The organism is Nocardioides sp. P4_G10 (genome assembly GCF_056401175.1).
This window is the reverse complement of record NZ_JBFUJV010000022.1, coordinates 50760-73884: the sequence shown is the minus strand read 5'-3', so window position 1 is coordinate 73884 and position 23125 is coordinate 50760. Positions and strand designations below refer to the sequence as shown.

At 72.8% G+C, this 23125-nt stretch carries 20 protein-coding genes; 15 read left to right on the top strand and 5 right to left on the bottom strand.

Translation table 11 applies throughout. The features are described 5' to 3' along the window. A partial coding sequence (locus tag AC1DP1_RS19185; protein WP_477508198.1) for a hypothetical protein occupies positions 1 to 310 on the bottom strand: 310 nt, incomplete at its 3' end. A gap of 69 nt (positions 311 to 379) precedes the next feature. On the opposite strand from AC1DP1_RS19185, the gene AC1DP1_RS19180 reads away from it, so the two are divergent. After that, entirely contained in the window at positions 380 to 1648 is a 1269-nt protein-coding gene (locus tag AC1DP1_RS19180; RefSeq protein ID WP_477508197.1) for a PucR family transcriptional regulator, read from the top strand. 345 nt (positions 1649 to 1993) lie between these two features. On the opposite strand, the gene AC1DP1_RS19175 is transcribed toward AC1DP1_RS19180, so the two are convergent. Together AC1DP1_RS19175 and AC1DP1_RS19170 are read right to left on the bottom strand one after the other, a co-directional pair. Beyond that, on the bottom strand, positions 1994 to 2446 hold the full coding sequence (locus AC1DP1_RS19175; protein ID WP_477508196.1) for a GNAT family N-acetyltransferase: 453 nt from the start codon (positions 2444 to 2446) through the stop codon (positions 1994 to 1996). After that, positions 2443 to 3015 carry a GNAT family N-acetyltransferase gene (locus AC1DP1_RS19170; RefSeq protein WP_477508195.1) on the bottom strand — a complete coding sequence of 191 codons (573 nt, stop codon included), beginning with the start codon at positions 3013 to 3015 and terminating at the stop codon, positions 2443 to 2445. Before AC1DP1_RS19170 ends, AC1DP1_RS19175 begins: the two co-directional genes overlap by 4 nt. Before the next feature lie 208 nt (positions 3016 to 3223). On the opposite strand from AC1DP1_RS19170, the gene AC1DP1_RS19165 reads away from it, so the two are divergent. The 6 genes from AC1DP1_RS19165 to AC1DP1_RS19140 are packed head-to-tail and all read left to right on the top strand — an operon-like array spanning position 3224 to position 10409. Then, positions 3224 to 4591 (top strand): uracil-xanthine permease family protein, encoded by a 1368-nt coding sequence (locus AC1DP1_RS19165; protein ID WP_477508194.1) that lies wholly within the window; start codon positions 3224 to 3226, stop codon positions 4589 to 4591. Then, a complete protein-coding gene (locus tag AC1DP1_RS19160; RefSeq protein WP_477508193.1) occupies positions 4588 to 5454 on the top strand; it encodes an FAD binding domain-containing protein in 867 nt (288 codons plus the stop codon). Before AC1DP1_RS19165 ends, AC1DP1_RS19160 begins: the two co-directional genes overlap by 4 nt. Then, positions 5451 to 5966 (top strand): (2Fe-2S)-binding protein, encoded by a 516-nt coding sequence (locus AC1DP1_RS19155; RefSeq protein WP_477508192.1) that lies wholly within the window; start codon positions 5451 to 5453, stop codon positions 5964 to 5966. The genes AC1DP1_RS19160 and AC1DP1_RS19155 overlap by 4 nt, the downstream gene beginning before the upstream one ends. Next, positions 5963 to 8374 (top strand): aerobic carbon-monoxide dehydrogenase large subunit, encoded by a 2412-nt coding sequence (gene cutA / locus AC1DP1_RS19150; RefSeq protein ID WP_477508191.1) that lies wholly within the window; start codon positions 5963 to 5965, stop codon positions 8372 to 8374. Before AC1DP1_RS19155 ends, cutA begins: the two co-directional genes overlap by 4 nt. Continuing rightward, complete coding sequence (locus tag AC1DP1_RS19145) at positions 8371 to 9018, top strand: SRPBCC family protein (protein ID WP_477508190.1); 648 nt, start codon at positions 8371 to 8373, stop codon at positions 9016 to 9018. The genes cutA and AC1DP1_RS19145 overlap by 4 nt, the downstream gene beginning before the upstream one ends. Beyond that, on the top strand, positions 9015 to 10409 hold the full coding sequence (locus tag AC1DP1_RS19140) for an amidase (RefSeq protein WP_477508189.1): 1395 nt from the start codon (positions 9015 to 9017) through the stop codon (positions 10407 to 10409). The genes AC1DP1_RS19145 and AC1DP1_RS19140 overlap by 4 nt, the downstream gene beginning before the upstream one ends. On the opposite strand, the gene AC1DP1_RS19135 is transcribed toward AC1DP1_RS19140, so the two are convergent. Beyond that, a complete protein-coding gene (locus AC1DP1_RS19135) occupies positions 10361 to 11056 on the bottom strand; it encodes an N-acetyltransferase family protein (RefSeq protein ID WP_477508188.1) in 696 nt (231 codons plus the stop codon). The two genes, AC1DP1_RS19140 and AC1DP1_RS19135, sit on opposite strands and share 49 nt — an antisense overlap. A gap of 12 nt (positions 11057 to 11068) precedes the next feature. Further along, positions 11069 to 11230, bottom strand: a complete 162-nt coding sequence (locus AC1DP1_RS19130; protein ID WP_477508187.1) for a hypothetical protein — start codon at positions 11228 to 11230, stop codon at positions 11069 to 11071. A 137-nt stretch (positions 11231 to 11367) separates the two neighbouring features. On the opposite strand from AC1DP1_RS19130, the gene AC1DP1_RS19125 reads away from it, so the two are divergent. The 8 genes from AC1DP1_RS19125 to AC1DP1_RS19090 all read left to right on the top strand — a co-directional run bounded on the left by AC1DP1_RS19125 (position 11368) and on the right by AC1DP1_RS19090 (position 23122). Further along, a complete protein-coding gene (locus tag AC1DP1_RS19125) occupies positions 11368 to 11844 on the top strand; it encodes a MaoC family dehydratase (RefSeq protein ID WP_477508186.1) in 477 nt (158 codons plus the stop codon). Beyond that, complete coding sequence (locus AC1DP1_RS19120; RefSeq protein ID WP_477508185.1) at positions 11841 to 12413, top strand: OsmC family protein; 573 nt, start codon at positions 11841 to 11843, stop codon at positions 12411 to 12413. The genes AC1DP1_RS19125 and AC1DP1_RS19120 overlap by 4 nt, the downstream gene beginning before the upstream one ends. Before the next feature lie 142 nt (positions 12414 to 12555). Beyond that, positions 12556 to 13866, top strand: a complete 1311-nt coding sequence (locus AC1DP1_RS19115) for a flavin-containing monooxygenase (RefSeq protein ID WP_477508184.1) — start codon at positions 12556 to 12558, stop codon at positions 13864 to 13866. Beyond that, positions 13863 to 15047 (top strand): NAD(P)/FAD-dependent oxidoreductase, encoded by a 1185-nt coding sequence (locus AC1DP1_RS19110; protein ID WP_477508183.1) that lies wholly within the window; start codon positions 13863 to 13865, stop codon positions 15045 to 15047. Before AC1DP1_RS19115 ends, AC1DP1_RS19110 begins: the two co-directional genes overlap by 4 nt. A 91-nt stretch (positions 15048 to 15138) precedes the next feature. Next, complete coding sequence (locus tag AC1DP1_RS19105) at positions 15139 to 17907, top strand: ATP-binding protein (protein WP_477508182.1); 2769 nt, start codon at positions 15139 to 15141, stop codon at positions 17905 to 17907. A gap of 429 nt (positions 17908 to 18336) precedes the next feature. Beyond that, a complete protein-coding gene (locus AC1DP1_RS19100) occupies positions 18337 to 20424 on the top strand; it encodes a hydantoinase/oxoprolinase family protein (RefSeq protein WP_477508181.1) in 2088 nt (695 codons plus the stop codon). Beyond that, positions 20421 to 22418 carry a hydantoinase B/oxoprolinase family protein gene (locus tag AC1DP1_RS19095; protein ID WP_477508180.1) on the top strand — a complete coding sequence of 666 codons (1998 nt, stop codon included), beginning with the start codon at positions 20421 to 20423 and terminating at the stop codon, positions 22416 to 22418. Before AC1DP1_RS19100 ends, AC1DP1_RS19095 begins: the two co-directional genes overlap by 4 nt. Positions 22419 to 22438: 20 nt before the next feature. Next, complete coding sequence (locus tag AC1DP1_RS19090) at positions 22439 to 23122, top strand: SDR family oxidoreductase (protein ID WP_477508179.1); 684 nt, start codon at positions 22439 to 22441, stop codon at positions 23120 to 23122. Positions 23123 to 23125 lie beyond the last annotated feature (3 nt).

Below are 23125 nucleotides of genomic sequence, written 5' to 3'. Positions count from 1 at the left end.
CCTCATGACGTCCCACGCGGGGGGCGCGCGGGTCGACGAGACGGGTGATCCGGACCGGCCGGTCACCGACCACCAGCAGGCCGTCGCGCACCTGGGCGACCGGGTCGAGGACGCCGAGGTCGGGCAGCGTCGACCAGAGCGCGCACGGCACGCGGGTCGCCGTCGACGACACGAGGCCGAGGCACCAGCCGTCGAGGTCGACGTACAGGGCGGTGCTGCTCGCGTGGACGACCCGGCGAGGACCGTCCGAGGCTCCACGCAGCCGATCGTGGACCCGCAGCGGTGCCGCGACGGGGATCGGTGCAGACATCACTCCCCAGACGCTAACGGCTCGTGCGACACTCGCGAATGTGAGAACTTGTCGGACCAAGGGGTGAATGTGCGCCAAGACTTGATAAGCGACCCGGAGGCCGTCGCCGCGCTGGAGCGTGCCGACGCACTCCACACGGCCCTGACGCACATCGTGCTGGAGGGCGGCGACCTGGCCGCGATCGCGGAGGCCGTCGGCAACGCGCTGGGCTGCGGCGTGGTCTTCACCTCCACCGACGGCCGCGAGCGCGCCGCGCACCTCGACGAGGCGCAGCGGGCCGCGATGACGGACGCCGAGCTGCTCGACCCGACCGGTCGCGTGCGGGTGGAGCGGATCGATCCCGAGGGCACGGCCGCGGGCAAGGGGGAGGCGCTGGTACGCCGCGTGGTCGCGGCCGGCGTGGACCTCGCGCGGCTGGTCGCGCTGCGCCCCGACGGCAAGATCCACTCCTCCGACGTGCAGGCGCTCGAGCGCGCCGCGATCGTGGCGGCGCTGCTGGTGACGCGCGTGGAGGCGATCACGGCGGTGGAGAACAAGTACCGCGGCGACTTCCTGCGCGACGTGTTCCTCGACCGGGCCGGCGAGGACGAGTACGTCGCCGAGCACGCGCAGGCGTTCGGCTGGCACCTCGACCGCCCGGTGATGGTCGTGGTCGCAGTGCTCGACCCCGACGCGATCGCGTCCCTGGCCCCCGACCCGGAGGACCGGAGGGCGTGGCAGGACCGCTTCGCCCACGCGTGGCGGCAGGTCTCGGCGACGGTGGACCCCACGATCGCGTCCGTCGCCTTCAGCCGCGAGGTGGTGACACTGGTACCCGTCGACCCGGCCGACCCCACCGATGCCCACGTCGCCGTCGACCGGATCATCGCCGCCGTGCGTGGCGACCGCGGTGGCGGCCGGATCGCCTTCTCGGCCGGCGTCAGCCGCGTCTCGAACGGGCTCGGCGAGCTGCCCGAGGCGTTCCGCCAGGCCCAGCGCGCCGTCGAGATCGGGCGCCGGGTGCACGGCGGGGGATCGGTGACCCGCTTCGACCAGCTCGGTCTCCACCGGCTGCTCGCCCTCGTCCCCGACGGCGCCGAGCTGACGTCGTTCGCCGCCGACGTCCTCGGCCCGCTCTCCGAGCGCACGCCCGAGGCCGCCGACCTCCGCGAGACGCTCCAGGTGCTTCTCGACACGAACTTCAACGTGGCCGAGGCGGCCCGCGCCCAGTTCTTCCACTACAACACGATGCGCTACCGCGTCGGCAAGCTCCAGCGGATCCTCGGCCCCGTCGCCACGGACCCCCACCTGCGCCTCGACGTCGCCGTCGCGCTCCGGGCGCTGGAGATCGTGGGCTGAGCGCCCAGTCCGCCGCCGGCGAGCAGTCCGACGGCGTGGGCGCGGCGGACACCGAGCGCACTGGGTGGCCGAGGGCGCGCGTGGTGGCGGCCATCGTCGTGGTCGTGGGAGACCAGTGCGGCCTCCCGGGCCAGGCGCACCGGCACCCGCAGGGATCGGACCAGCGCCCACAGCCGCGGGAGCCGGTGGGCGAGGTCGAGCACGTCACCCAGCAGGGCGAGCGTCGCCTCGTGGGACAGGTCGGCCAGGGCCACCCGGCGCTCCCCGACCCTCAGGTGACGGCCGCCCGCCGTCCGCGAGGTCTCGTGACGGTCGCTGCGCGATCTCTCGACCAGCTGGCTCGGGTCAGAGGACCTTCTCGTAGAACACCCGCGTGACGCCGTCGTCCGTGGCGTCGTGGGTCCGGACGTAGCCGATGCGCTCGTAGAGCGCCTGGTTCTCGACCATCGTCACGTGGGTGAAGAGATGGATGCGCGTGCAGCCGCGCGCGGTGGCGCGGGCCTCGGCCAGCTCGAGCAGGGCCCGGCCGACGCCGCGCCCGTGGTGGGAGGGGAGCACGGCGACGTTCTCGAGGACCAGCACGTCCGGCCCCTCGGCCGCGAGCACGACGAAGCCGACGGGCGACCCGTCCAGGCTGGCGAGCCACGTCTCGCACTCCTCGACGGCGGCGGCGTAGTCGGCGTCCAGCGGGCCCGGGCGCTGCCCGCCCATCCGGGGCAGGTAGGGCGAGTACGCCGCCGACGCGATGCGGTGCAGCGCAGGCGCGTCGCCCGGGTCAGCCCGACGTAGCTCGGTCACCCCGCGATTGTGGCAGCGCCCCAACCCGGGAGGCGTACGCCGAACCACTGCGCGGCGCCGAGCTCCTCGAACCGCTCGACCTCGGTGAACCCGAGCCGCTCCGCCAGCGCCCGCGACCTCGTGTTGCCGACCTGCGTGCACAGCACGACGGGCTCGCCGAGACGGTCGTCGGACCTGGCGAGGAGCGCCGCGCACGCCTCGGCGGCGTACCCGTGCCCCCACGCGTGCACCGGGAGGACGTAGCTGAGCTCCAGGACGCCGTCGGGACCGTGCCCCTCGACGGAGGACCCGCCCGGGCGGTCCGCCTCACGTCGGCTGAGCCCGATCCAGCCGAGGAACCGGCCGTCGCGCTCCATCACGTACTGCGCGGGCCGGTCCGCCGGCACCGCGGGGAGGGTGGCCTCGAGCGTCGCGCGGTCCTGGCCGCCGCCGAGGTGGTGGTTGACGACGGGGTCCGAGCCGAGGGCGAGGAACTCCTCGCGGTCACGGGCCTCGGGTGCGCGCAGGAGCAGCCGCTCGGTGCGCACCGATCCGCCCGGCCAGGCGTCGACGGTGAGAGGCAGGCCCATGCACGCAGGGTAGACAGCGGGCCGACCCGCCCGAGAACTTGTCAGCGACTCCGGCGTTCCTTCGGCAGATGTCGCCAGTGAGGGTGTGAGATGGACCGCACTAGTTTGTGGCTTCTCGGGTAACCACCCCGTCGAATCTGGAGGCCTGCACATGTCGATGTTCAAGTGGGAAGTAGTCGATCCCGCACCGGGGCAAGCAGTGCTGCCGATGCAGCGCCTGCCGTGGGGCAAGACGATCGGTCTCGGTGCCCAGCACGTGGTCGCCATGTTCGGCGCCACCTTCGTCTTCCCCCTGGTCATGGGGCTCGACCCCAACCTCGCCATCCTGTTCTCGGGCTTCTGCACCATCCTGTTCCTGCTGATCGTGCAGAACCGGGTGCCCAGCTACCTCGGCACGAGCGCGTCGTTCGTCGCCTCGGTCGCGGCGATCCGCGCGCTCGACCAGGACAACGACTCGTCGTACGTCACCGGCGCGATCCTCGTCGGCGGCCTCGTCCTCGCCGCGATCGGTGTGCTCGTGCACTTCGCCGGCGCCCAGCTGATCCACCGGATCCTGCCGCCGGCGGTCACCGGTGCGGTCGTCATGCTGATCGGCTTCAACCTCGCTCCCGTCGTCGCCGGGATCTACTGGCCCCAGGACCAGTGGATCGCCCTGCTGACGGCGGCCTTCATGGTCTTCGCGGCCGTGGTGCTCCCCGGCTTCTGGTCGCGCATCGCGGTCCTCCTCGCCCTGATCTTCGGCTACCTGCTGTCCTGGCTCGCCGACCTCGTCCTCGGTCCCATCACCTCCGTCCTCGGCGGCGCCACCGAGGCGACCGAGCACGACCGCGTCTCGTGGGCCGGCGTCGAGGCCGCGAACTGGATCGGCCTGCCGAGCGGCACCCTCGCCGACGGCGTCTCGGTCGTCCACGGCCCGTCGTTCTCGCTCACCGCGATCCTGCTCGTCCTGCCCGGCGTCATCGCGCTCGTCGCGGAGAACACCGGCCACGTGAAGGCCGTCGCCGAGATGACCGGCGAGGACCTCGACCCCTACATGGGCCGTGCGATCGGTGCCGACGGCATCGCGACCGCCTTCTCCAGCGCGTTCGGTGGCTCCCCGACCACGACGTACGCCGAGAACATCGGCGTCATGGGCGCGACCCGGGTCTACTCCTCGGCCGCCTACTACGTCGCTGCGCTGGTCGCCATCCTGCTCGGCCTCTGCCCGAAGTTCGGCGCGGTCGTCAACGCGACGCCCGGCGGCGTCCTGGGCGGCATCACGGTTGTCCTGTACGGGATGATCGGTCTGGTGGGGGCGAAGATCTGGGTCGAGAACAACATCGACTTCGGCAACCCCGTCAACATGGTCGGCCTCTCGGCGGGCATCATCGCCGGCATCGGCGGCGTGACGCTCACCTTCGGCGACGACTTCGAGCTCGGTGGCATCGCCCTCGGCACGATCCTGGTCATCGTCTTCTTCCACATGGTCAAGGGCCGCGGCAGCGACGGCTCCGGCGCCGTCACCCGCAACCTCAGCCACCCCGACTACGACGAGGGCGTCGACGACGCAGCCTCCGGAGGCACGCACAAGCTATGAAGCCCGCACCCTTCGCCTTCCTGCGACCGTCCACCCTCGAGGAAGCCCTCGCGGCGCTCGCGGGGGAGCAGGGGGCCAAGGTGCTGGCCGGCGGTCAGTCGCTCGTCCCGCTGCTCTCCATGCGGCTGGCCGCTCCCTCGATGCTCATCGACATCAACGCCCTGCCCGACCTCGGCCACGTCCGCGTGGCCGAGGACGGGGTCAGGGTGGGGGCCCTGGCCCGCCACGCCGAGGTGCTCGCCTCGGCCGAGGCGGCGCAGGCCCAGCCGCTGCTGGGCATGGCGCTGAGCCACGTCGCCCACCCGACGATCCGCAACCGCGGCACCACCGTCGGCTCGATCGTGCACGCCGACGCCGCGGCAGAGATGCCGATGGTGCTGCGGCTGCTGGAGGGATCGGTCGACGTCGCGTCGGTGCGCGGTCGTCGTACGATCCCGGCAGCGGAGCTGTTCGCCGGCCCGCTCGAGTCGACCCTCGCCCACGACGAGATCGCGGTCGAGGCGTTCTTCCCGGGCCTCGCGCCCGGTGCCGGCGTCGCCTTCCAGGAGATCACCCGGCGCCACGGCGACTACGCCCTCGTCGGCGTCGCCGCGCACGTCGAGACGGACGGCGAGACCGTCACCCGCGCCCGGGTGGGCTTCGTGTCGGTGAGCGACGTCCCTGTCGTCGTCGACGTCACCGACGCGGTCCAGGACCCGGCCGGCGACCCCGCCGCCACGGCCCTGGCCGAGCTCGACCCCGCCGAGGACATCCATGCCACCGCCGCCTACCGGACCCACCTCGTGAAGGTGCTGGCGCCGCGCGTCCTGGCGGCCGCGACCGACCACGCCCGTTCGCGGGCAGGAGAGGCGATCCACCCGTGACCACCGAACAGCTCCACGACGTACGCCTGCACGTCAACGGATCCGTCCACGAGGTGCGGGTGCCCGCCCGGCGCCTGCTGTCCGACGCGCTGCGCCACGACTGCGGGCTGACTGGCACGCACGTCGGCTGCGAGCACGGCGTGTGCGGCGCGTGCACCGTCCTGGTCGACGGCACGCCGATGCGCTCGTGCCTGATGCTCACCGTCTCCGCCGTCGACGCCGAGATCACCACGGTCGAGGGGCTGACCGAGGACGACGGGTCCGCCCAGGGTCGGTTGAGCCCGGTGCAGCAGGCGTTCTCCGACTGCCACGGCCTGCAGTGCGGCTTCTGCACGCCGGGCTTCCTCACCACCATCACGGCCGGCCTGCGCGAGACGCCCGACCCGACCGAGGACGAGGCCCGCGAGATGATCGCCGGCAACCTCTGCCGCTGCACGGGCTACCAGAACATCGTGAAGTCGGTGCTCCGCGCCAGCGAGATCGTGGCCGAGCGCGAGCGGGGTGACGCATGACCACGAAGATGTTCGGCGCCAAGGTGGCGCGCGTCGAGGACCAGCGCTTCCTGCGCGGCCAGGGCCGCTACGTCGACGACCTGCTCACCGACGACCCGCGGCTGCTGCACTCCGCGGTGCTGCGCTCGCCGCACGCCCACGCGCGCATCGTCGACATCGACGTCTCCGACGTGCTCGACCTCGAGGGCGTCATCGCCGTGTGGACGTGGGACGACCTCACCGGTCCGATGGCCGAGCCGCTCCCGCTGCTCATCCCACACCCGACGCTCACCCACGGCCGCACGCAGTACGCGCTGGCCAAGGACGAGGTCAACTACGTCGGCGAGGCGATCGCCTTCGTCGTCGCCGTCGACCGCTACGTCGCCGAGGACGCCGTGGCGCGGATCCGCGTCGACTACGAGTTCCTCACACCGGTCGTCGGCATCGCGGCCGCCCGTGCGGCGGCGACGGCCGTGCACGACGACGTGCCCGACAACGTCGGCGCCCGCATGGAGCAGGAGAACGGCGACGCCCGCGCGGCCATCGCCACGGCGCCCCACACGCTGACCCTCGACCTCGACGTCGAGCGCTCCGCCTGTACGCCGATGGAGGGGCGCGGCACGGTGGCCCGCTGGGACCCCGACACGTCCCGCCTGACGGTGTGGTCCTCGACCCAGACGTCGACCGGCGTGCGGGGCTGCGTGGCCGCCAAGCTCGGCCTCGACCTCGCCAAGGTCGACGTGGTCACCCCCGACGTCGGCGGCGGCTTCGGCGTGAAGATCAACCACCCGTGGCCCGAGGAGCTCCTCGTACCCCTGGCGGCCATGACGCTCGGGCGGCCGGTGAAGTTCACCGAGGACCGGCGCGAGCACTTCATCTCCTCGGCGCACGAGCGCGCCCAGCAGCACCACGTCGAGGTCGGCTTCGACGACGACGGCCGGCTGCTCGGGCTCAACGTCGAGTTCTGGCACGACCACGGCGCCTACACGCCCTACGGCCTCATCGTCCCGATCATCACCTCGACCCAGCTGCTCGGCCCCTACAAGCCGGCCAACTACCGCGTGGTCTTCGAGTCGCTCTACACCAACACCGTCATCGTCACGCCCTACCGCGGCGCCGGACGGCCGCAGGGCTGCTTCGTCATGGAGCGCACGATGGACGCGATCGCGGCCTACCTCGGTAAGGACCGCACCGAGGTGCGGGCGACCAACTTCATCCAGCCCGACGAGTTCCCCTACGAGCACGGCCTGGTGTTCCAGGACGGTCGCGAGCTGACCTACGACTCGGGCGACTACCCGGCCTCGCTGGTGAAGCTCAAGGAGCTCGTCGGCTGGGACGAGTTCGAGGACTTCCGCGCCGAGATGGCCGCCCAGGGCCGCAAGGTCGGCATCGGCCTCGCGTGCTACGTCGAGGGCACCGGCGTCGGCCCCTACGAGGGCGCCCACGTGCACGTCGAGACCTCCGGCAAGGTCAAGGTCGCGACCGGCCTCACCACGCAGGGCCAGGGCCACCAGACGGCGTTCGCCCAGATCGTCGCCGACACCCTCGGGGTGCGGTTCGAGGACGTCGAGATCACCACCGGCGACACCCGCAAGATGCCGTACGCCGTGGGCACGTTCGCCTCGCGTGCGGCCGTGATGAGCGGGTCGGCCATCCACCTCGCCGCCCTGCGCGCGAAGGAGAAGGCGCTGCGGATCGCGGCCGAGGCACTGGAGGCGTCCGAGGACGACCTCGAGATCGCCGACGGGGTCGTGACGGTGCGCGGCACCGACGCGTCCATCGACCTCGGCACCGTGGCCGTCCTGTCCAACCCGCTGCGCTACGCCTTCGACGAGGCGTCCAAGGCCGCCACCCAGTTCTCCGTCGGCGACCCCGGCAAGCCGCCGGTGGCCGAGGACGACGAGCCGGGCCTGGAGGGCAAGGACTTCTACTCCCCGCCGCGCTCCACCTTCGCCAACGGCATGCACGCCGTGATCGTGGAGACCGACCCGGACACCGCGGAGATCAAGATCCTCAAGTACGCCGTCGTGCACGACTGCGGCAACCTCATCAACCCGATGATCGTGGAGGGCCAGATCCACGGCGGCGTCGCGCAGGGCGTGGGCGGCGCGCTCTACGAGCGGATGGCCTACGACGAGTCGGGCCAGCTGCTGAACGCCTCGTTCATGGACTTCCTGATGCCCTACGCCACCGAGGTCCCGACGAGCATCGACATCGACCACCTCGAGACGCCGTCGCCGCTCAACCCGCTCGGCATCAAGGGCGCCGGAGAGGCGGGCGTCATCCCGTCGGCCGCCGTCTTCGCCGCCGCCATCGAGGACGCCGAGGGCTTCCCGATCATGTCGATGCCCATCTCGCCGTCCGAGCTCTTCGAGCTGCGCCTCGCGCACGCCGACGAACCCCACCCCCTGACTGAGGAGTCCGCATGAAGATCACCGGAGAGGCCACCCTGGTCGCCCCCGTGGAGCAGGTGTGGGACGCGCTGCTCGACCCCGCCGTGCTGGTCCGCACCATCCCCGGCTGCGAGCGGCTCGAGGAGACCGCGGCCAACACCTACGACATGACCGTCACGGCCGGGGTCGCGAGCATCCGCGGCACGTACGCCGGCACGTGCAGGCTCAGCGACCTGACGCCGCACGAGTCGCTGATGATGAACCTCCAGGGTGCCGGCGCTCCCGGCACCGTGGGCGCCGACGTGGCCGTCCGCTTCGAGGGCAACCCCGACGGCACCACCACGCTCTTCTACGACGCCGACGCGGTCGTCGGCGGCATGGTCGGCGGCGTCGGTCAGCGGATGCTGACCTCGGTCTCGCGACGGATGGCCGCGGAGTTCTTCGGCAACGTCGAGAAGGCGATCGCGGGCGGGCCGGCCGAGGCTGGTCTCGTGACGGGCGCGAGCGCGCCTTCCTCGACCAGTGGTGGTGACGCCCCCGCCGCTGGTGGGCAGGTGTTCACCGCTCCCGCCAGGCCGTCGGCCCTCGCGGGTGCCGGCTCCCAGCAGGACTTCCTCCTCGGCGTGGCCGTCGGCGCGGGGCTCGTCGCGCTCGGCGTGCTGCTGGGACGTCGCCGGTGACCGGTCTGTCGGTCGACTCCACCGCCCGGGCCCAGGCCGCCGCCGTACGGTCCGGGGAGATCTCGGCGACCGAGCTCCTCGAGCTGCACCTCGACCGGATCGAGGAGCGCAACCCCGAGCTCAACGCGATCGTCTCCCTCGACGCCGAGCGCGCCCGTGCCTGGGCGGCCGTCGCCGACCAGGCCCAGGCCTCGGGCGAGGAGGTGGGTCCGCTGCACGGGCTGCCCTTCGCGGTGAAGGACACCCACGCGCTGAAGGGCTGGCGCACGACCTACGGCTCGCCGATCTTCGCCGACTCCGTGGCCGACCACGACGTCCTCCTCGTCGAGCGGGTCCGCAGCGCGGGCGCGGTGTTCGTCGGCAAGACCAACGTGCCGGAGTTCGCGGCCGGGTCCCACACGTTCAACACCGTCTTCGGCGTCACCCGCAACCCGGTCGACCCGTCACGTTCGGCGGGTGGCTCGAGCGGGGGAGCGGCGTGCGCGCTCGCGTCCGGGATGGTGCCGCTGGCCGACGGGTCCGACATGGGCGGCTCGCTGCGCAACCCGGCGTCGTTCTGCGGCGTCGTCGGCATGCGGCCCTCGCTCGGCCGGGTTCCGGAGTGGCCGCTCTACAACCAGTGGGAGAGCACGTCCGTCGGCGGTCCGATGGCCCGCAACGTCGGTGACCTCGCGCTGCTGCTGTCCGTGCTCGCCGGTCCCGACCCGCGGGCGCCGCTCGCGCTGGGCGACCCCGGCCCGTCGTTCGCCCCGCCGCTCACGCCCGCGCCGCTCGCCGGGCTGCGGGTGGCGTGCTCGGTGGACCTCGGCGGCGCGTTCGAGGTCGACCACGAGGTCGCGGACGTCGTACGCGCGACCGCGGCGCGGCTCTCCGACGCGGGCGCGGCGGTGGCCGAGGCCCATCCCGACCTGTCCCTGGCCGACGACACGTTCCGCACGCTGCGCGCCTGGCACTTCCAGGCCAAGCTCGGGCGGCTGCTCGCCGAGCACCCGACCGCGTTCAAGGCGTCGCTGGAGGCCAACATCCGCGCCGGCGAGCCGCTGACCGGCGCCGACGTGGCCCGCGCCTACACGCAGCGCACCTCGCTGTCGGAGACGATGCGGCTCTTCTTCGGCGAGCACGACGTGCTGCTGCTGCCGACCTCCCAGGTGCCGCCGTTCCCGGTCGAGCAGGAGTTCCCCGAGACGATCAACGGGCAGCAGATGCCCGACTACCTCGCCTGGATGCGCTCGGCCTACTTCATCACCGTCACCGGGTGCCCGGCGATCTCCGTCCCCGCCGGCCGCACCGCCGACGGCCTGCCCGTCGGCGTCCAGCTGGTCGCCCGGCACGGTGCCGACCGTCAGCTGCTCGAGGTCGCCGCTGCCGTCGAGGAGCTGCTCGCCCACTGACCCGCGAGGGCCAGCACGGCCCGCTGGTTGACCCGCGACCGTGACGGGGCCGGGCGGAGCTCGCCGCGGCCCTCGAGCAGGCCGTCGGACAGGACGAGCTCGATGCCGACGCGAGCCAGCACGGCCTCCGACGCGAGGTTGCCGGACTCGACGGTCGCCTCGATCCAGGTGATGCCGCGGGCGCGGGCGACCGTCGTGACGGCGTCGACCAGTGCGGAGGCGATGCCCCGGCCCTGCTGGGCGTCGACCACCTCGAAGGCCAGCTCCGCGGCGTCGGGCGCGGTCGTCACGTAGCGGCAGATGCCCACGGGCTCCCCGTCGACGAGCGCCACCCACGCGACGTGCCGGTGGCCGTCGACGTCGGCGAGGGCGCGTCGGTGGCCGCTCGGGAGGCGCGGCATCGGGACGAGGAACCGCTGCCTGCGCGACCGCGTCGACAACCCCTCGAACACCGTCTCCAGGACGGCGACCTCGCCGCCGACGAGCGGGCGGAGCAGGACGGAACCGCCGTCCCGGAGCCGGACGTGGACGTGGACGTGGACCGGGTGGACCGCCCGCCCACCCGCTGCGCCGGTGGTGGGCGCAGTGGTGGGCGCAGTGGTGGGCGCAGCGGTGCGGGGGGCGGCCATGGTGGTGCTGCAGGTCATGGGGGATCTCCTTCAGGAACGGGTGGCGTGGAGCGAGCGCTGCGTGCGCCGGCTCGTCGGCGAGTGCGCCTGGAGCTCGAGCACGCGCGCCATCAGGCGGTCGGGGCGGCGTACGACGGTGCGCAGCTCCCGTTCGCGTGAGGTGGCGAGGACGGTGGTGAGCGAGTGGTGCATGAGCGGCTCCTGGGTCGGTGTCGGACTGAGTGGTCCGAGGTTGGTCCGACGTCCTTCCGGCGCCCTTCCGCAGCCCGTGCCGGCCGGGGAAGGAATCCGGAAGGCCGGGGGAAGGTCCGCCGACCAACCTCGGTGCCATGACCAGCAACCAGGTCGGCGCCTCGGCCCGACGTACCAGGGCCGTCACCCGTCGTGACATCGAGCTGTTCACCGCGATCAGCGGTGATCGCAATCCCGTCCACTACGACCAGGACCTCGCTGGGCGCTCCCGCTTCGGCGGCATCGTCGTGCAGGGCGGGGTGACCTCCGGGCTGCTCAACGCGCTCGTCGCCGAGCAGCTGCCCGGTCCGGGGAGCGTGTTCCTCGAGGTCTCGTGGCGCTTCCTCGCGCCCGTCCGGCCCGGGGACGTCCTCACGGCCACGGCGGTCGTCACCGCGGTCCGCGACGACAAGCCGGTCACCACGCTCGCGACGAGCATCACGAACCAGGACGACGTGCTCGTCCTCGACGGCACCGCCGTCGTCTGGCGCGACCCCGTGGTCAGCGCCGCCACTTCACCCACCACCCACCCAGACGCCGGATCGCCGGCACCGACACAGGAGAAGATCGCATGAGCACCACCACCGAGAAGGCGCCCCTCAACGGAGTCGACGTCCCCACGCTCTTCGGCACGCGCGACGCCGTGAAGCAGACGAACGAGATCGCGGAGTTCCAGTTCCGGGCCACCAACACCTGGGTGTCCGGGACGCACAGCCGCTCGACGTTCGCCGGCTTCTACGGCGCCATGCAGGAGATGCGGCACGCGCAGGACACCGTGGTCGAGTCCGACCACCCGGCCGTGCTCGTCGGCACGGACGTCGGTCCGACGCCGGTCGAGTACCTGCTGCACGCCATCGCGGCCTGCCTGACCTCCGGCATCGCCAACATCGCGGCGGCCCGCGGGGTCCGGCTCACGCACGTGTCGTCGTCCGTCACGGGCGACATCGACCTGCTCGGGATCCTCGGGCTCTCGGGAGGCACCGTCCGCAACGGCTACGAGCAGGTCAAGGTCACGTTCCGCATCGAGGGCGACGCCGACGAGGCCACCCTGCGCGACATCGTCGACCAGTCCCGCCGTCGCTCGGCGGTCTACGACGCCCTCACCAACCCGACGCCCGTCCACATCGACGTCGTGACGAGCTGAAAGACACCCCACGACGTTCTCCTCCTCCGCTGCGCTCCCCCGAACAACGCCGCGGGGACCCCGGAAGGAGCGCACCCGTGCGGGCGGCCGGCCGGACCACCGGCCGGCCGCTGGCACGGAGAACACCTGAAAGGAACGTTGCATGACCACCATCGACACCGTCGTCATCGGGGCCGGCCATGCCGGCCTCGCAGTGAGCAAGCTGCTCACGGACGCCGGACACGAGCACGTCGTGCTCGACCGAGGCCGGATCGGCCACCGCTGGCGCACCGAGCGCTGGGACTCCCTGCACCTGCTCACGCCGAGCTGGATGACCCGGCTCCCCGGCTGGAGCTACCGCGGGCCCCACCCGGACGGCTACCTCAGCGTCGGCTCCTTCATCGGCTACCTCGAGGCGTACGCCGCCTCGTTCGGCGCGCCCGTGGTCGACGGGACCACCGTGCACGAGGTCGCCGCCACGCCCGGCGGCCGCCCGGCACGTCGCTACCGCGTCGTCACCAGCCGCGGCACGTGGCACGCCCGCCACGTCGTCATCGCCACCGGGCCGCACGGGACGCCGCACGTGCCGGCGGGCCTGGCCGGACTCGACACCTCCGGGGTCGACCTGGTGACCTCGAACCACTACCGCAACCCCGGCCGGCTCGGGTCGGGCGGCGTCCTCGTGGTGGGCGCGTCGGCGTCCGGCATGCAGATCGCCGACGAGCTCAAGCGGGCCGGTCGCGAGGTCACCCTGGCGGTCGGGCGGCACACCCGGATGCCACGGCGGTACCGCGGCCTCGACATCTTCTGGTGGCTCGAGAACACCGGCCGCCTGGCCAGGACCATCGACGAGGTGGCCGACCCGGTGTCCGCGCGCGGGGAGACCTCGCTGCAGCTCGTGGGCCGCGACGACCCCGAGCGGTCCACCGAGGACCTCGACCTCGGCCGCCTGCAGGAGCACGGCGTCCGCCTGGTCGGACGGCTCGACACCGTCGACGGTCGTACCGCTCACTTCCGCGACGACCTCGCCGCCACCGTCGGTGCCGCGGACGCGAACCTGGACCGGCTCCTCGACAGCCTCGACCACTTCGTCGAGCGGATCGGCCTGGCCGGCCAGCTGTGGGACAGCCCGCGGCCCCGTCCCGTGGCGATCGGGAGCCCACGGCTCCAGGTCGACCTGCGCGCCGAGGGCATCGGCACCGTGCTGGTGGCCTCCGGCTACCGCCCCCACCACCCGTGGCTGCGGCTGCCGATCACCGACCCCGACGGGGCCGTCCGCCAGCACCGGGGCGTGACGCCCGCCGAGGGCGTGTACGTCGTCGGGCAGCGCTTCCAGCACCGGCGCGACTCCGGCCAGATCGACGGGGCGCGGCACGACGCCGCTGCGGTGGTCGCCCACCTGCTCGCCGCCAGCGGCGCGCCGGGGCCGGTGGCCGCTGAGTCCGGCACCGGACGACAGGAGCCGGCGGCATGAACACCCCACGCATGAGCACCGTCGACGTCGTCGTGGTGGGTGGCCGGGTCGCCGGCGCCTCCACTGCGCTGCTGCTGGCGCGGGCCGGCCTGTCGGTCGCCCTGGTCGACCGGGGACGGCGTGGCAGCGACACACTCTCCACGCACGCGCTCATGCGAGGCGGAGTCCTCCAGCTGTCCCGCTGGGGCGTGCTGGCCGACGTCGTGGCCGCCGGGACACCGGCCGTCCGGCGCACCGTCTTCCGCTACGCGGACGGCGAGGTCGCCGACGTCACCATCCGACCCCGGTCCGGGGTGGACGCGCTCTACGCACCCCGCCGGCACCTGCTCGACGGGCTCCTCGTCGAGGCCGCCGAGCAGGCCGGCGCGCGGGTGCTGCACGAGACGGCGGTGACGTCGCTGCGCCGCGACGGCTCGGGCCGCGTGACCGGCGTCGTCGGCCGCACCCGCGGCGGCCTCCCCGTCGAGCTCGCCGCCGGCCTCACCATCGGGGCCGACGGGATCCGGTCCAGGGTCGCCGAGGAGGCCGGTGCCAGGACCACGTGGCAGGGGCGGACGTCGAGCGCGGTGCTCTACCGCTACGTCGAGGACCCGCTGGGCGACGGCTTCGAGTGGACGTACGGCGACGGCGCGGGCTCGGGCGTCATCCCGACCAACGACGGTGCGTCGTGCGTGTTCGTGGGCACCACCCCCGCGCGGATGCGTCGGCTGCGCCGCCTCGGCGTCGAGCAGGCCTTCGCCGGGTTGCTGGCCGCGGCGGGTCCTGCCGCCGCGGACCGGGCGCGCGGGCTCCGGCCGGTCACCCCGGTCCGCGGCTGGGCGGGCCTGCCCGGTTTCGCGCGCGAGTCCTCCGGTCCCGGGTGGGCGCTCGTGGGGGACGCGGGCTACTTCAAGGACCCGATCACGTCCCACGGCATCACCGACGCGCTGCGGGACGCCGAGCTGCTCGCCGGGCAGGTGCTCGCGTCCCACTCCGGCGCAGTCCCGGAGCACGCGGCGCTGGAGCGCTACCAGGAGACCCGCGACCGGCTCTCGCGCGAGCTCTTCGCAGTCACCGAGCGCGTGGCGGCGTACGACTGGGACGCTCCTGGCATCCGGTCGCTGCTCCGCCGGTTCAGCGCGGCGATGGGCGACGAGGTCGAGCACCTCGAGCAGCTCGATCGCGCTGACGTCGCGGGCTGAGCGCCGTACGCCAGGACGGCCGCGGGAAATGGCGTCGATCCGGGCGCGCCGACCGGCGTAGAGTCGCATCGCTCGCGGCTGGGAGGGTGCGATGCACGTCGACATCAGTCTCCTCGGAGGGTTCGCGGTCGTCGTCGACGGCCGCGCCGTCGCCGCGCACGCCTGGACCCGCCGCAGCGCCGCCACGCTGGTGAAGGTGCTCGCGCTCCGGCCCGGCCGGCAGCTGCCTCGTGAGCAGCTGGTCGACCTGCTCTGGCCCGACCTGCTCCTGGAGCAGGCGGCGCCCCGGCTGCACAAGGCCGCGCACTACGCGCGGGCGGCCGTCGGGGTCCCGTCGGCGGTCGTCCTGGCCGGCGACGTGGTCTCGCTGCTGCCCGACGTGGAGGTGGCGGTGGACGTCGAGCGCTTCGACCGTGCTGCGGGCGACCCGTCGTCGGTGGGGGAGGCGATCGACCTCTACCGCGGCGACCTGCTGCCCGAGGACCTCTACGAGCCGTGGGCCGACGCCGAGCGCGAACGCCTCCGGGTCTCCTACCTGGAGCTGCTCCGCTCGGCCGGTCGCTGGGCCGACCTGGTGGCCGCGGAGCCGCTCGACGAGGAGGCGCACCTCCGGCTGGTCCAGCAGCACGTGGAGGGCGGCAGCCGGGGTCAGGCGCTGCGCCAGCTCGAGGCGATGGCCCGGACCTGGCGCGACGAGCTCGGCCTCGAGCCCGGACCCGCCGCCCGCGCCCTGCACGCGCGCGCGCAGGCGATGCCGCCGGTCGAGCCGCCGTCCGCGGCCCCGGGTGCGAGCGCGACCCGGGTGCCGCGGCCCGCGACCGCCACGGTGGGCCGCGACGGTGACGTGACCGCGGTCCTCTCCCTGCTCGAGGACCACCGGCTGGTGACGTTGCTCGGCATCGGTGGGGTCGGCAAGACCCGGCTGGCGGCCGAGGTGGCGCACGCCTGGGGCGAGGCCACCTCGCGACGGACCTGCTACGTCGACCTCACGAAGGTCGCGGACGCGGGGCTCGTCGCCGAGCTGGCCGTGAGCGAGCTCGGCATCCGCTCCGGCGACAACTCCAACGTGGTGCAGATGCTCGAGGAGGCGCTCCAGCGCCAGGACCTGCTGCTGGTCCTCGACAACTTCGAGCACGTGGTCGAGGCCGCCGACCTCGTGGCGGACATGCTGCAGTGGTCCACCGACCTGAGGGTGCTGGTGACCAGCCGGGCGCGGCTGCGCGTCGCCGGTGAGCACGTCCACGAGGTGCACCCCCTCGCCGTCGAGAGCAGCGAGGGATCCGGTGGCCTTGCGGACGCCGTCGCCCTCTTCGACCAGGTCGCCACCGCCGTCGACCCGCACTTCGAGCTGGCGCACCACACCGCGGACGTCGTGGCGATCTGCCGCGCAGTGGACGGCCTGCCGCTCGCGATCGAGATCGCCGGGGGACACCTGCGCACCCTCTCCCCGTCGCTGCTGCGCGAGCGGCTGACCAGCCGCCTGGGATCGGCGGCCGGCGCGGGGCGCGACCTGCCGGACCGGCAGCAGACCATCCCGGCGACGATCGACTGGAGCCTGCAGCTGCTCGGCCCGGCGGAGCAGCGCCTGTTCGGGCTGTTCACGGTGTTCCACGGGGCCGTGCCGCTGGAGGCCGTGGAGGCGGTGTGGGCAGACGGCGACGTGGTCGACCCGCTCAGCGTCCTGGTGGACCACAGCCTGGTGCGGCGTACCACCGGCTACCGCAACGAGCCGCGCTTCGGGATGCTCGCGCTCGTGCGGGACCACGCCGCCCGGTTGGTCGACGGGGACTGCGAGGCCGCCCGGGCCGGCCACGCGGCGTACTTCTCGTCCTGGCTCGACGACCTCTACGAGCGCCGCTGGACCGACGCGACCTACCGCTGGCTCGACGACATCAGCGAGATGCTGCAGGAGGTGCGGGCGGCGCACGCGTGGGCGGCGCGCACCGGCGACCTGCCGCTGACCGCGCGCATCACCGCGGCGCTGGGCGCCTACTGGTTCCTCGAGGGCAACCACGCCGAGGGGCTGCGCTGGATCGACGAGATGCTCGCCGTGGAGGACCAGCTCGACCCCTACATCTCGGCACGGATCCACCTGGCGGCCGGGTTCATGGCGTTCCCCTCCAGCCGTCCCGAGGCACGCACCCACTGGGAGCGCGCGACGGTCCTGTTCCGGGAGCTGGGGGAGACCCGGCTCGTGGCGTACGGGCTCGCCGTCACCTCGGCGACGTACATCGCGGACGTCGAGCAGACCGGGCTCGCCATGCGGACGAACGACGAGGCGCTCGCGCTGGGGCGCGGCGTCGGCAGTCCCGCGCTCGTCGCGCAGGTGCTCAACATCCGCGGTGAGCTGACGCGGGTCGCCGGGCGCGACGAGGAGGCCCGCGAGGCCTACGAGGAGGGCCTGCAGATCTCCGGCGACCTGGGCGACGAGATGTACGTCAGCGTGTTCCTCTCCAACCTCAGCTACCTGGCCGACCACCGCGGCGACCACGAGGAGGCCAGGCGGCTCACCCACCAGGCGCTGCGCATCTGCTGGTCGCAGGGCCGGCGGCTGATGGCGGCGTGGACCGTGTCCCAGCTGGCCGGGCCCGAGCACGCGCTGGGTCGCCCGGAGCTGGGGGCGGTGCTCGTCGGCGCGGGCGACGAGGCGCTGCGCGTCCTCGGCGCCCGGCGCCACCCGGGCGACGTGCCCGAGCACGACCGGGTGGTGGCCGCGCTCCGCAGCGCCCTGGGTGACGAGCGGTTCGAGGAGCTCCGCGCCGAGGGTGCGCAGCTGACCCTCGACCAGGTCCTCGCGCGTGTCCTCGATGGCGACGGCGGTGTGGAGGAAGCTGTGCACGAACGTGTGGAGAAGTGCTGAGACCTGGGGACGGTGTGGGCATCGCTGTGCACGACGCGCCGGAACCCGGAGTATGTGGAAATAGCCTCGCCGAAGGCCTTGCGGACGGTGTGACGCAGGGCATAGAACTCTCCCTACGCAGCCCCGCAAGGGGAGGCGGGATGGCTCTGGACGACGAGTCCGCACGACGGGAACCGGTACGCCGGGGAACGTCGCAGGCACCAGGTGATGAGGTGGCTGGGACGAGACGGAGAGAGCGATCGACCGGGAGCATCACCACGACCGGTCACCAGAAGGGCCCTTGGCGCTCATACCGCCGAGGGCCCTTCGCCTTTCCCCCGCACGCCCTCCCGCCATGCCGCCGCCCGGCAGGTCTTGCCGAGGAAATGGTGATCCGTCGGCAAACTCTGCCGTGGCCACCACGACGGCCGGATCGGTTGAATTCTCCCCATGAGCGCGCGGCGGATCAGGATCGGCATCGACACCGGGGGCACGTTCACCGACGTGGTCGCCTTCGACGAGGACTCGGGTGAGCTGGTCACCACGAAGACCCCCAGCACGCCGGGCAACCCGGCAGACGGCTTCATCGCCGGCATCGAGAAGATCCTCGACATCGTCGGTGCCGGGGGAAGCGACATCACGGCCGTCTCGCACGGCACGACGGTGGCGACCAACAAGCTGCTCGAGGGCAAGGTCGAGGCGCTCGGCTTCATCACCACCGAGGGCTACGAGTTCATGCTCGAGATCGCCCGCCAGTCGGTGCCCGACGGCTACGGGAACTCCTACTTCTGGGTCAAGCCCGACCGCATCGTCCCGGCGGACCGCGTGCGCACGGTGGGTGGTCGTCTCGACTTCACCGGTGCGGAGATCCGTCCCTTCGACGAGGAGGCGGCCGTCGCGGCGGCCCGCTGGTTCAAGGACCAGGGCATCACCACCATCGGCGTCTGCCTGATCCACGCCTACGCCAACGACGCCCACGAGCTGCGGATGCGCGACATCCTGCGCCGCGAGCACCCCGACGCGATCGTCTCCATCTCGAGCGAGGTGCTGCGCGAGTACCGCGAGTACGAGCGCTCGATGACCACGCTCGTCGACGCGGCCGTGAAGCCCAACGTCAGCCGCTACGTCACCAACATCTCCGACCGGCTGCTCGGGTTCACCGGCAACGAGATCCCGTTCTACGTGATGAAGTCCAACGGCGGCGTGCTGTCGGCCGACGAGGTCGTCCACCAACCGATCACCACGGTGCTGTCCGGCCCCGCGGCCGGCGCGCTGGGCGCCGCGCTGATCGCGAAGGTCGCCGGCTTCCCGAAGATCCTCACCTGCGACGGAGGCGGTACGTCGACCGACGTGTCCGTCGTCCTCGACGGCGAGCCGACCCTCACCACCGAGGGCACCGTCGGCGCCTACCCGAGCAAGATCCCGATGATCGACGTCGTGACCGTCGGCGCCGGTGGCGGCTCGATCGCCTGGCTGTCGCCCGAGGGCACTCTCAAGGTCGGCCCGCACTCGGCCGGCGCCGACCCGGGCCCGCTCTGCTACGCCAAGGGCGGCACCCAGCCGACCATCACCGACGCCCACGTCACCCTCGGCCGGATCCCTCCCCACCTGCTCGGCGGCGAGATCCCGCTCGACGTGGAGGCCGCCCGGAAGGGCATCGCCGACCTCGCCGAGCAGCTCGGCCTCGACTTCGAGCGCTGCGCCACCGGCATCCTGGAGATCTCGGCCTGGAACCAGGCCAACGCCCTGCGGCAGGTCAGCGTCAAGCGCGGCCTCGACGTCCGCGACTTCATGCTGACGACCTTCGGTGGCTCCGGGTCGCTGCTGGCCTGCCGGCTCGTGGACATCCTCGACCTCGCCGGCGTCGTCGTACCCCCCAACCCGGGCAACGTGAGCGCCTTCGGCCTGCTGACGGTCGACGTGAAGAACGACTACGTCCAGACCCACGTCGCCAAGGAGTCGGTGCTCGACCACGCGGCCGTCCAGTCGATCCTCGACGACCTCACCGACCGGGCCCGGGAGGCGCTCGCCAAGGAGGGCTTCACGGCCGACCAGCACCGCTTCCAGCGCACCATCGACGTGCGCTACGTCGGGCAGGCCTTCGAGGTGCGGGTGGCCGCGCCGGAGGGCAAGGTCGACGAGGCGTACGTCGAGCAGGTGGCCGAGACGTTCCACAGCGAGCACCACCAGCTCTACGGCTACGACTTCCGCGGCGACCGCGACCAGCAGGTCGAGTGGGTCAACCTGCGCGTGACCGGCATCGGCCCGATCACCCGCCCCGAGATCCCCACCCTCGACAAGGCCGAGGGCGACGTCCTCGAGCGCGCCGTCCGCAGCCGGCGCGAGGTCTGCTTCGACGCCGAGCAGGGCTACATCGACACCCCGGTCGTCTGGCGCGCCGACCTCGGCGCCGGCGACACCTTCAGCGGGCCGGCCATCGTCGAGGAGTTCGGCTCGACCATCCCCGTCCACCCCGGCTTCGAGGTCGTGGTCGACGACTGGGCCAACCTCGTGATCCGGAAGGAGTCGGCTCGATGACCGACGTCAGCACCCGCGCAGTGGACCCGGCCTACGTCACCGCGAAGCCGGTGAACCCGGCCGGCCTGCCGACCGCCTACGAGCACGGCGGCCGCCTGACGGCCGAGGGGTCGAGCGTCGACCCGATCCTGGTCGAGATCGTCCAGGGCACGCTCGCCAGCGTCGAGATGGAGGTGGAGACCGCGATCGGTCGCACCAGCCGCTCGCCGATGATCCGCGACGCCCACGACTTCCGCGCGGGCATCCACGACCGCCAGCTGCGCAAGCTGACCGGCCGCTCCTACAGCGCGCTCGTGCACCCGATCGTGCGCGACTACCCGATCGAGGAGATGCGCGAGGGCGACGTCTTCTTCCACAACGACGTCTACGAGTCCGAGGGCGGCATCGGCCACCTGCCCGACCTGTGCGTCACCGTGCCGGTCTTCCACGAGGGCGAGGTCGTCGCGTTTGTGCAGGCCTTCGGCCACCACGACGACATCGGCGGTGCCGTCCCGGGCTCGATGCCCAGCAACGCGACCACCGTCTACGAGGAGGGGCTGGCCGTCCCGCCGATCAAGCTGTGGGACGCCGGCGTGCCCAACAAGTCGGCGCTGCGGATCATGACCCGCAACTCGCGGATGCCCGACAGCCTCGCCGCCGACCTCGACGCCGAGTGCTCCGCCTGCCTGATGGGCGCGCGCCGGCTCGGCGAGCTGTTCGAGCGCTACGGCCGCGACGCGATCGAGACGTCGTTCGACGCGATCCTCGACACGACGACCGAGACCTACCGCCGAGAGATCCTCTCCAAGATCCCCGACGGCACCTACGTCTGGGAGGACTACGCCGAGCACGACGGCGTCGACGAGCCGCAGCTGCACACCCAGCGGATCACCCTGACCAAGGTCAGCGACGCCCCCGCCGACCCGGAGAACGGCCGGCCCGCCGGGCCGCGGCTGATCATCGACTTCACCGGCACCAGCGCCCAGGCGAAGGGCCCGATCAACCACTGCGGCGACTACGTCGGCGGCAACTTCCTCAAGAAGTGGCTCGCGCCGATCCTGCGCAACCTCGCGGACACCCCCGAGCGGATGGCCGAGCTCGACGTCAACGAGGGCATCGTGCCGCTGATCGAGATGCGCTTCCCCGAGAAGGGCACGCTGCTCACGCCGATCCACCCCGGCCCGACCAACGCCCGCACCTTCGTGATCCTGCGGCTGCTCGGCGTGCTCGCCGGCGTCGTGGCCAAGGCCGTCGACGGCAAGATGCCCGCCGACCAGGAGACGATCCGCTACACCGGCGTCTACGGCAAGGACCTCGACGGCAACGACTACCTCATGCGCGAGGTGCTCGGCGGCGGCTCCGGCGGTCGCTACTACGCCGACGGCGAGGACACCATCCACGTCGTGCCCGACTCCCGCAACCTGCCGACCGAGTTCACCGAGTCGCGCTTCCCGTTCATCGTCGAGCGCCTCGGCCTGGCCCAGGACTCCGGCGGCGCGGGGGAGTTCCGCGGCGGCCTCGGCTACGAGAAGCACATCCGGATGCTCAAGGACGCGCACTTCATGTCCATCGCCGACCGCTCGATCCTGGCCTGCTGGGGCGTGCGCGGCGGCAAGGCCGGCATGCCGTTCCAGGTCGTCATCGACCCGGGCGGCCCCGACGAGCGCGAGGTCGACGCCCTCGCCGACGCCGAGGAGATCAAGGCCGGCCAGCTCGTCCGGATCCGGACGACGGGTGGCGGCGGCTGGGGCGACCCGCTCGCCCGCGACCCGGAGTCCGTCGTCCGTGACGTGGTCTGGCGCAAGGTGTCGGCCGAGGCCGCGCTGCGCGACTACGGCGTGGTGCTGACCGGCTCCGCCGACGACGGGAGCCTGGGCTTCGACGACGCGGCCACCTCTGCCGAGCGCGCGGGTCGGGCCGCCTGGAGCAAGGACGACGACGCGTTCTTCGACCGTGGGCCGGGCTACGCCTCGCTGGCCGACGGCGCGGCCTTCGCCGAGGTCGACCGGGTCTGACGGGGCTGACGGGGCTGATGGTGGCGCGCGTCGCGGTCCTCGGCGGGCACGGCAAGACCGGGCGTGCGGTGTGCTCGGCGCTGGCCGACCGCGGCATCGACGCCCGCCCCCTGGGGCGTGCCGAATGGCCGGACCTCGCGTCGGCGGTGGCCGGCTGCGAGGCGGCGTACGTCATCGCGCCCAACCTGCACCCCGACGAGCCGGCCTACGTCGCCTCCGCGCTGGCCGCGCTGGCCGGCGCCGGGGTCGAGCGGGTGGTCTACCACTCGGTCGCCTCGCCCTACGCGCCCGCGATGCCGCACCACGTCGGCAAGGCGGTCAGCGAGGACCTGGTCCGGCGCAGCGGGCTCGGGTGGACGATCCTCCAGCCCGGCGCCTACCTGCAGAACCTCGACCTCACCGGTCCGGTCGACCTGCCCTACTCACCCGACGTGCGGTTCGGCTTCCTCGACCTCGCCGACCTCGGTCGCGCCGCGGCCGTCGTCCTGACCGAGCCCGGCCACGGGGGAGCGACCTACGAGCTCGCGACCCGCGTCGCGACCGTCCGTGAGCTCGGCGACGAGGCGGGTGTCCCGGTGCGTCGGGTCGACGACCCCGGCGCCCACCCCTGGCTGTCGGCGATGTTCGCCTACTACGACGACCACGGGCTGCCCGTGGGCACGCACGTGCTGGACATGCTGCTCGGACGAGCCTGGGCTGGGTGACCC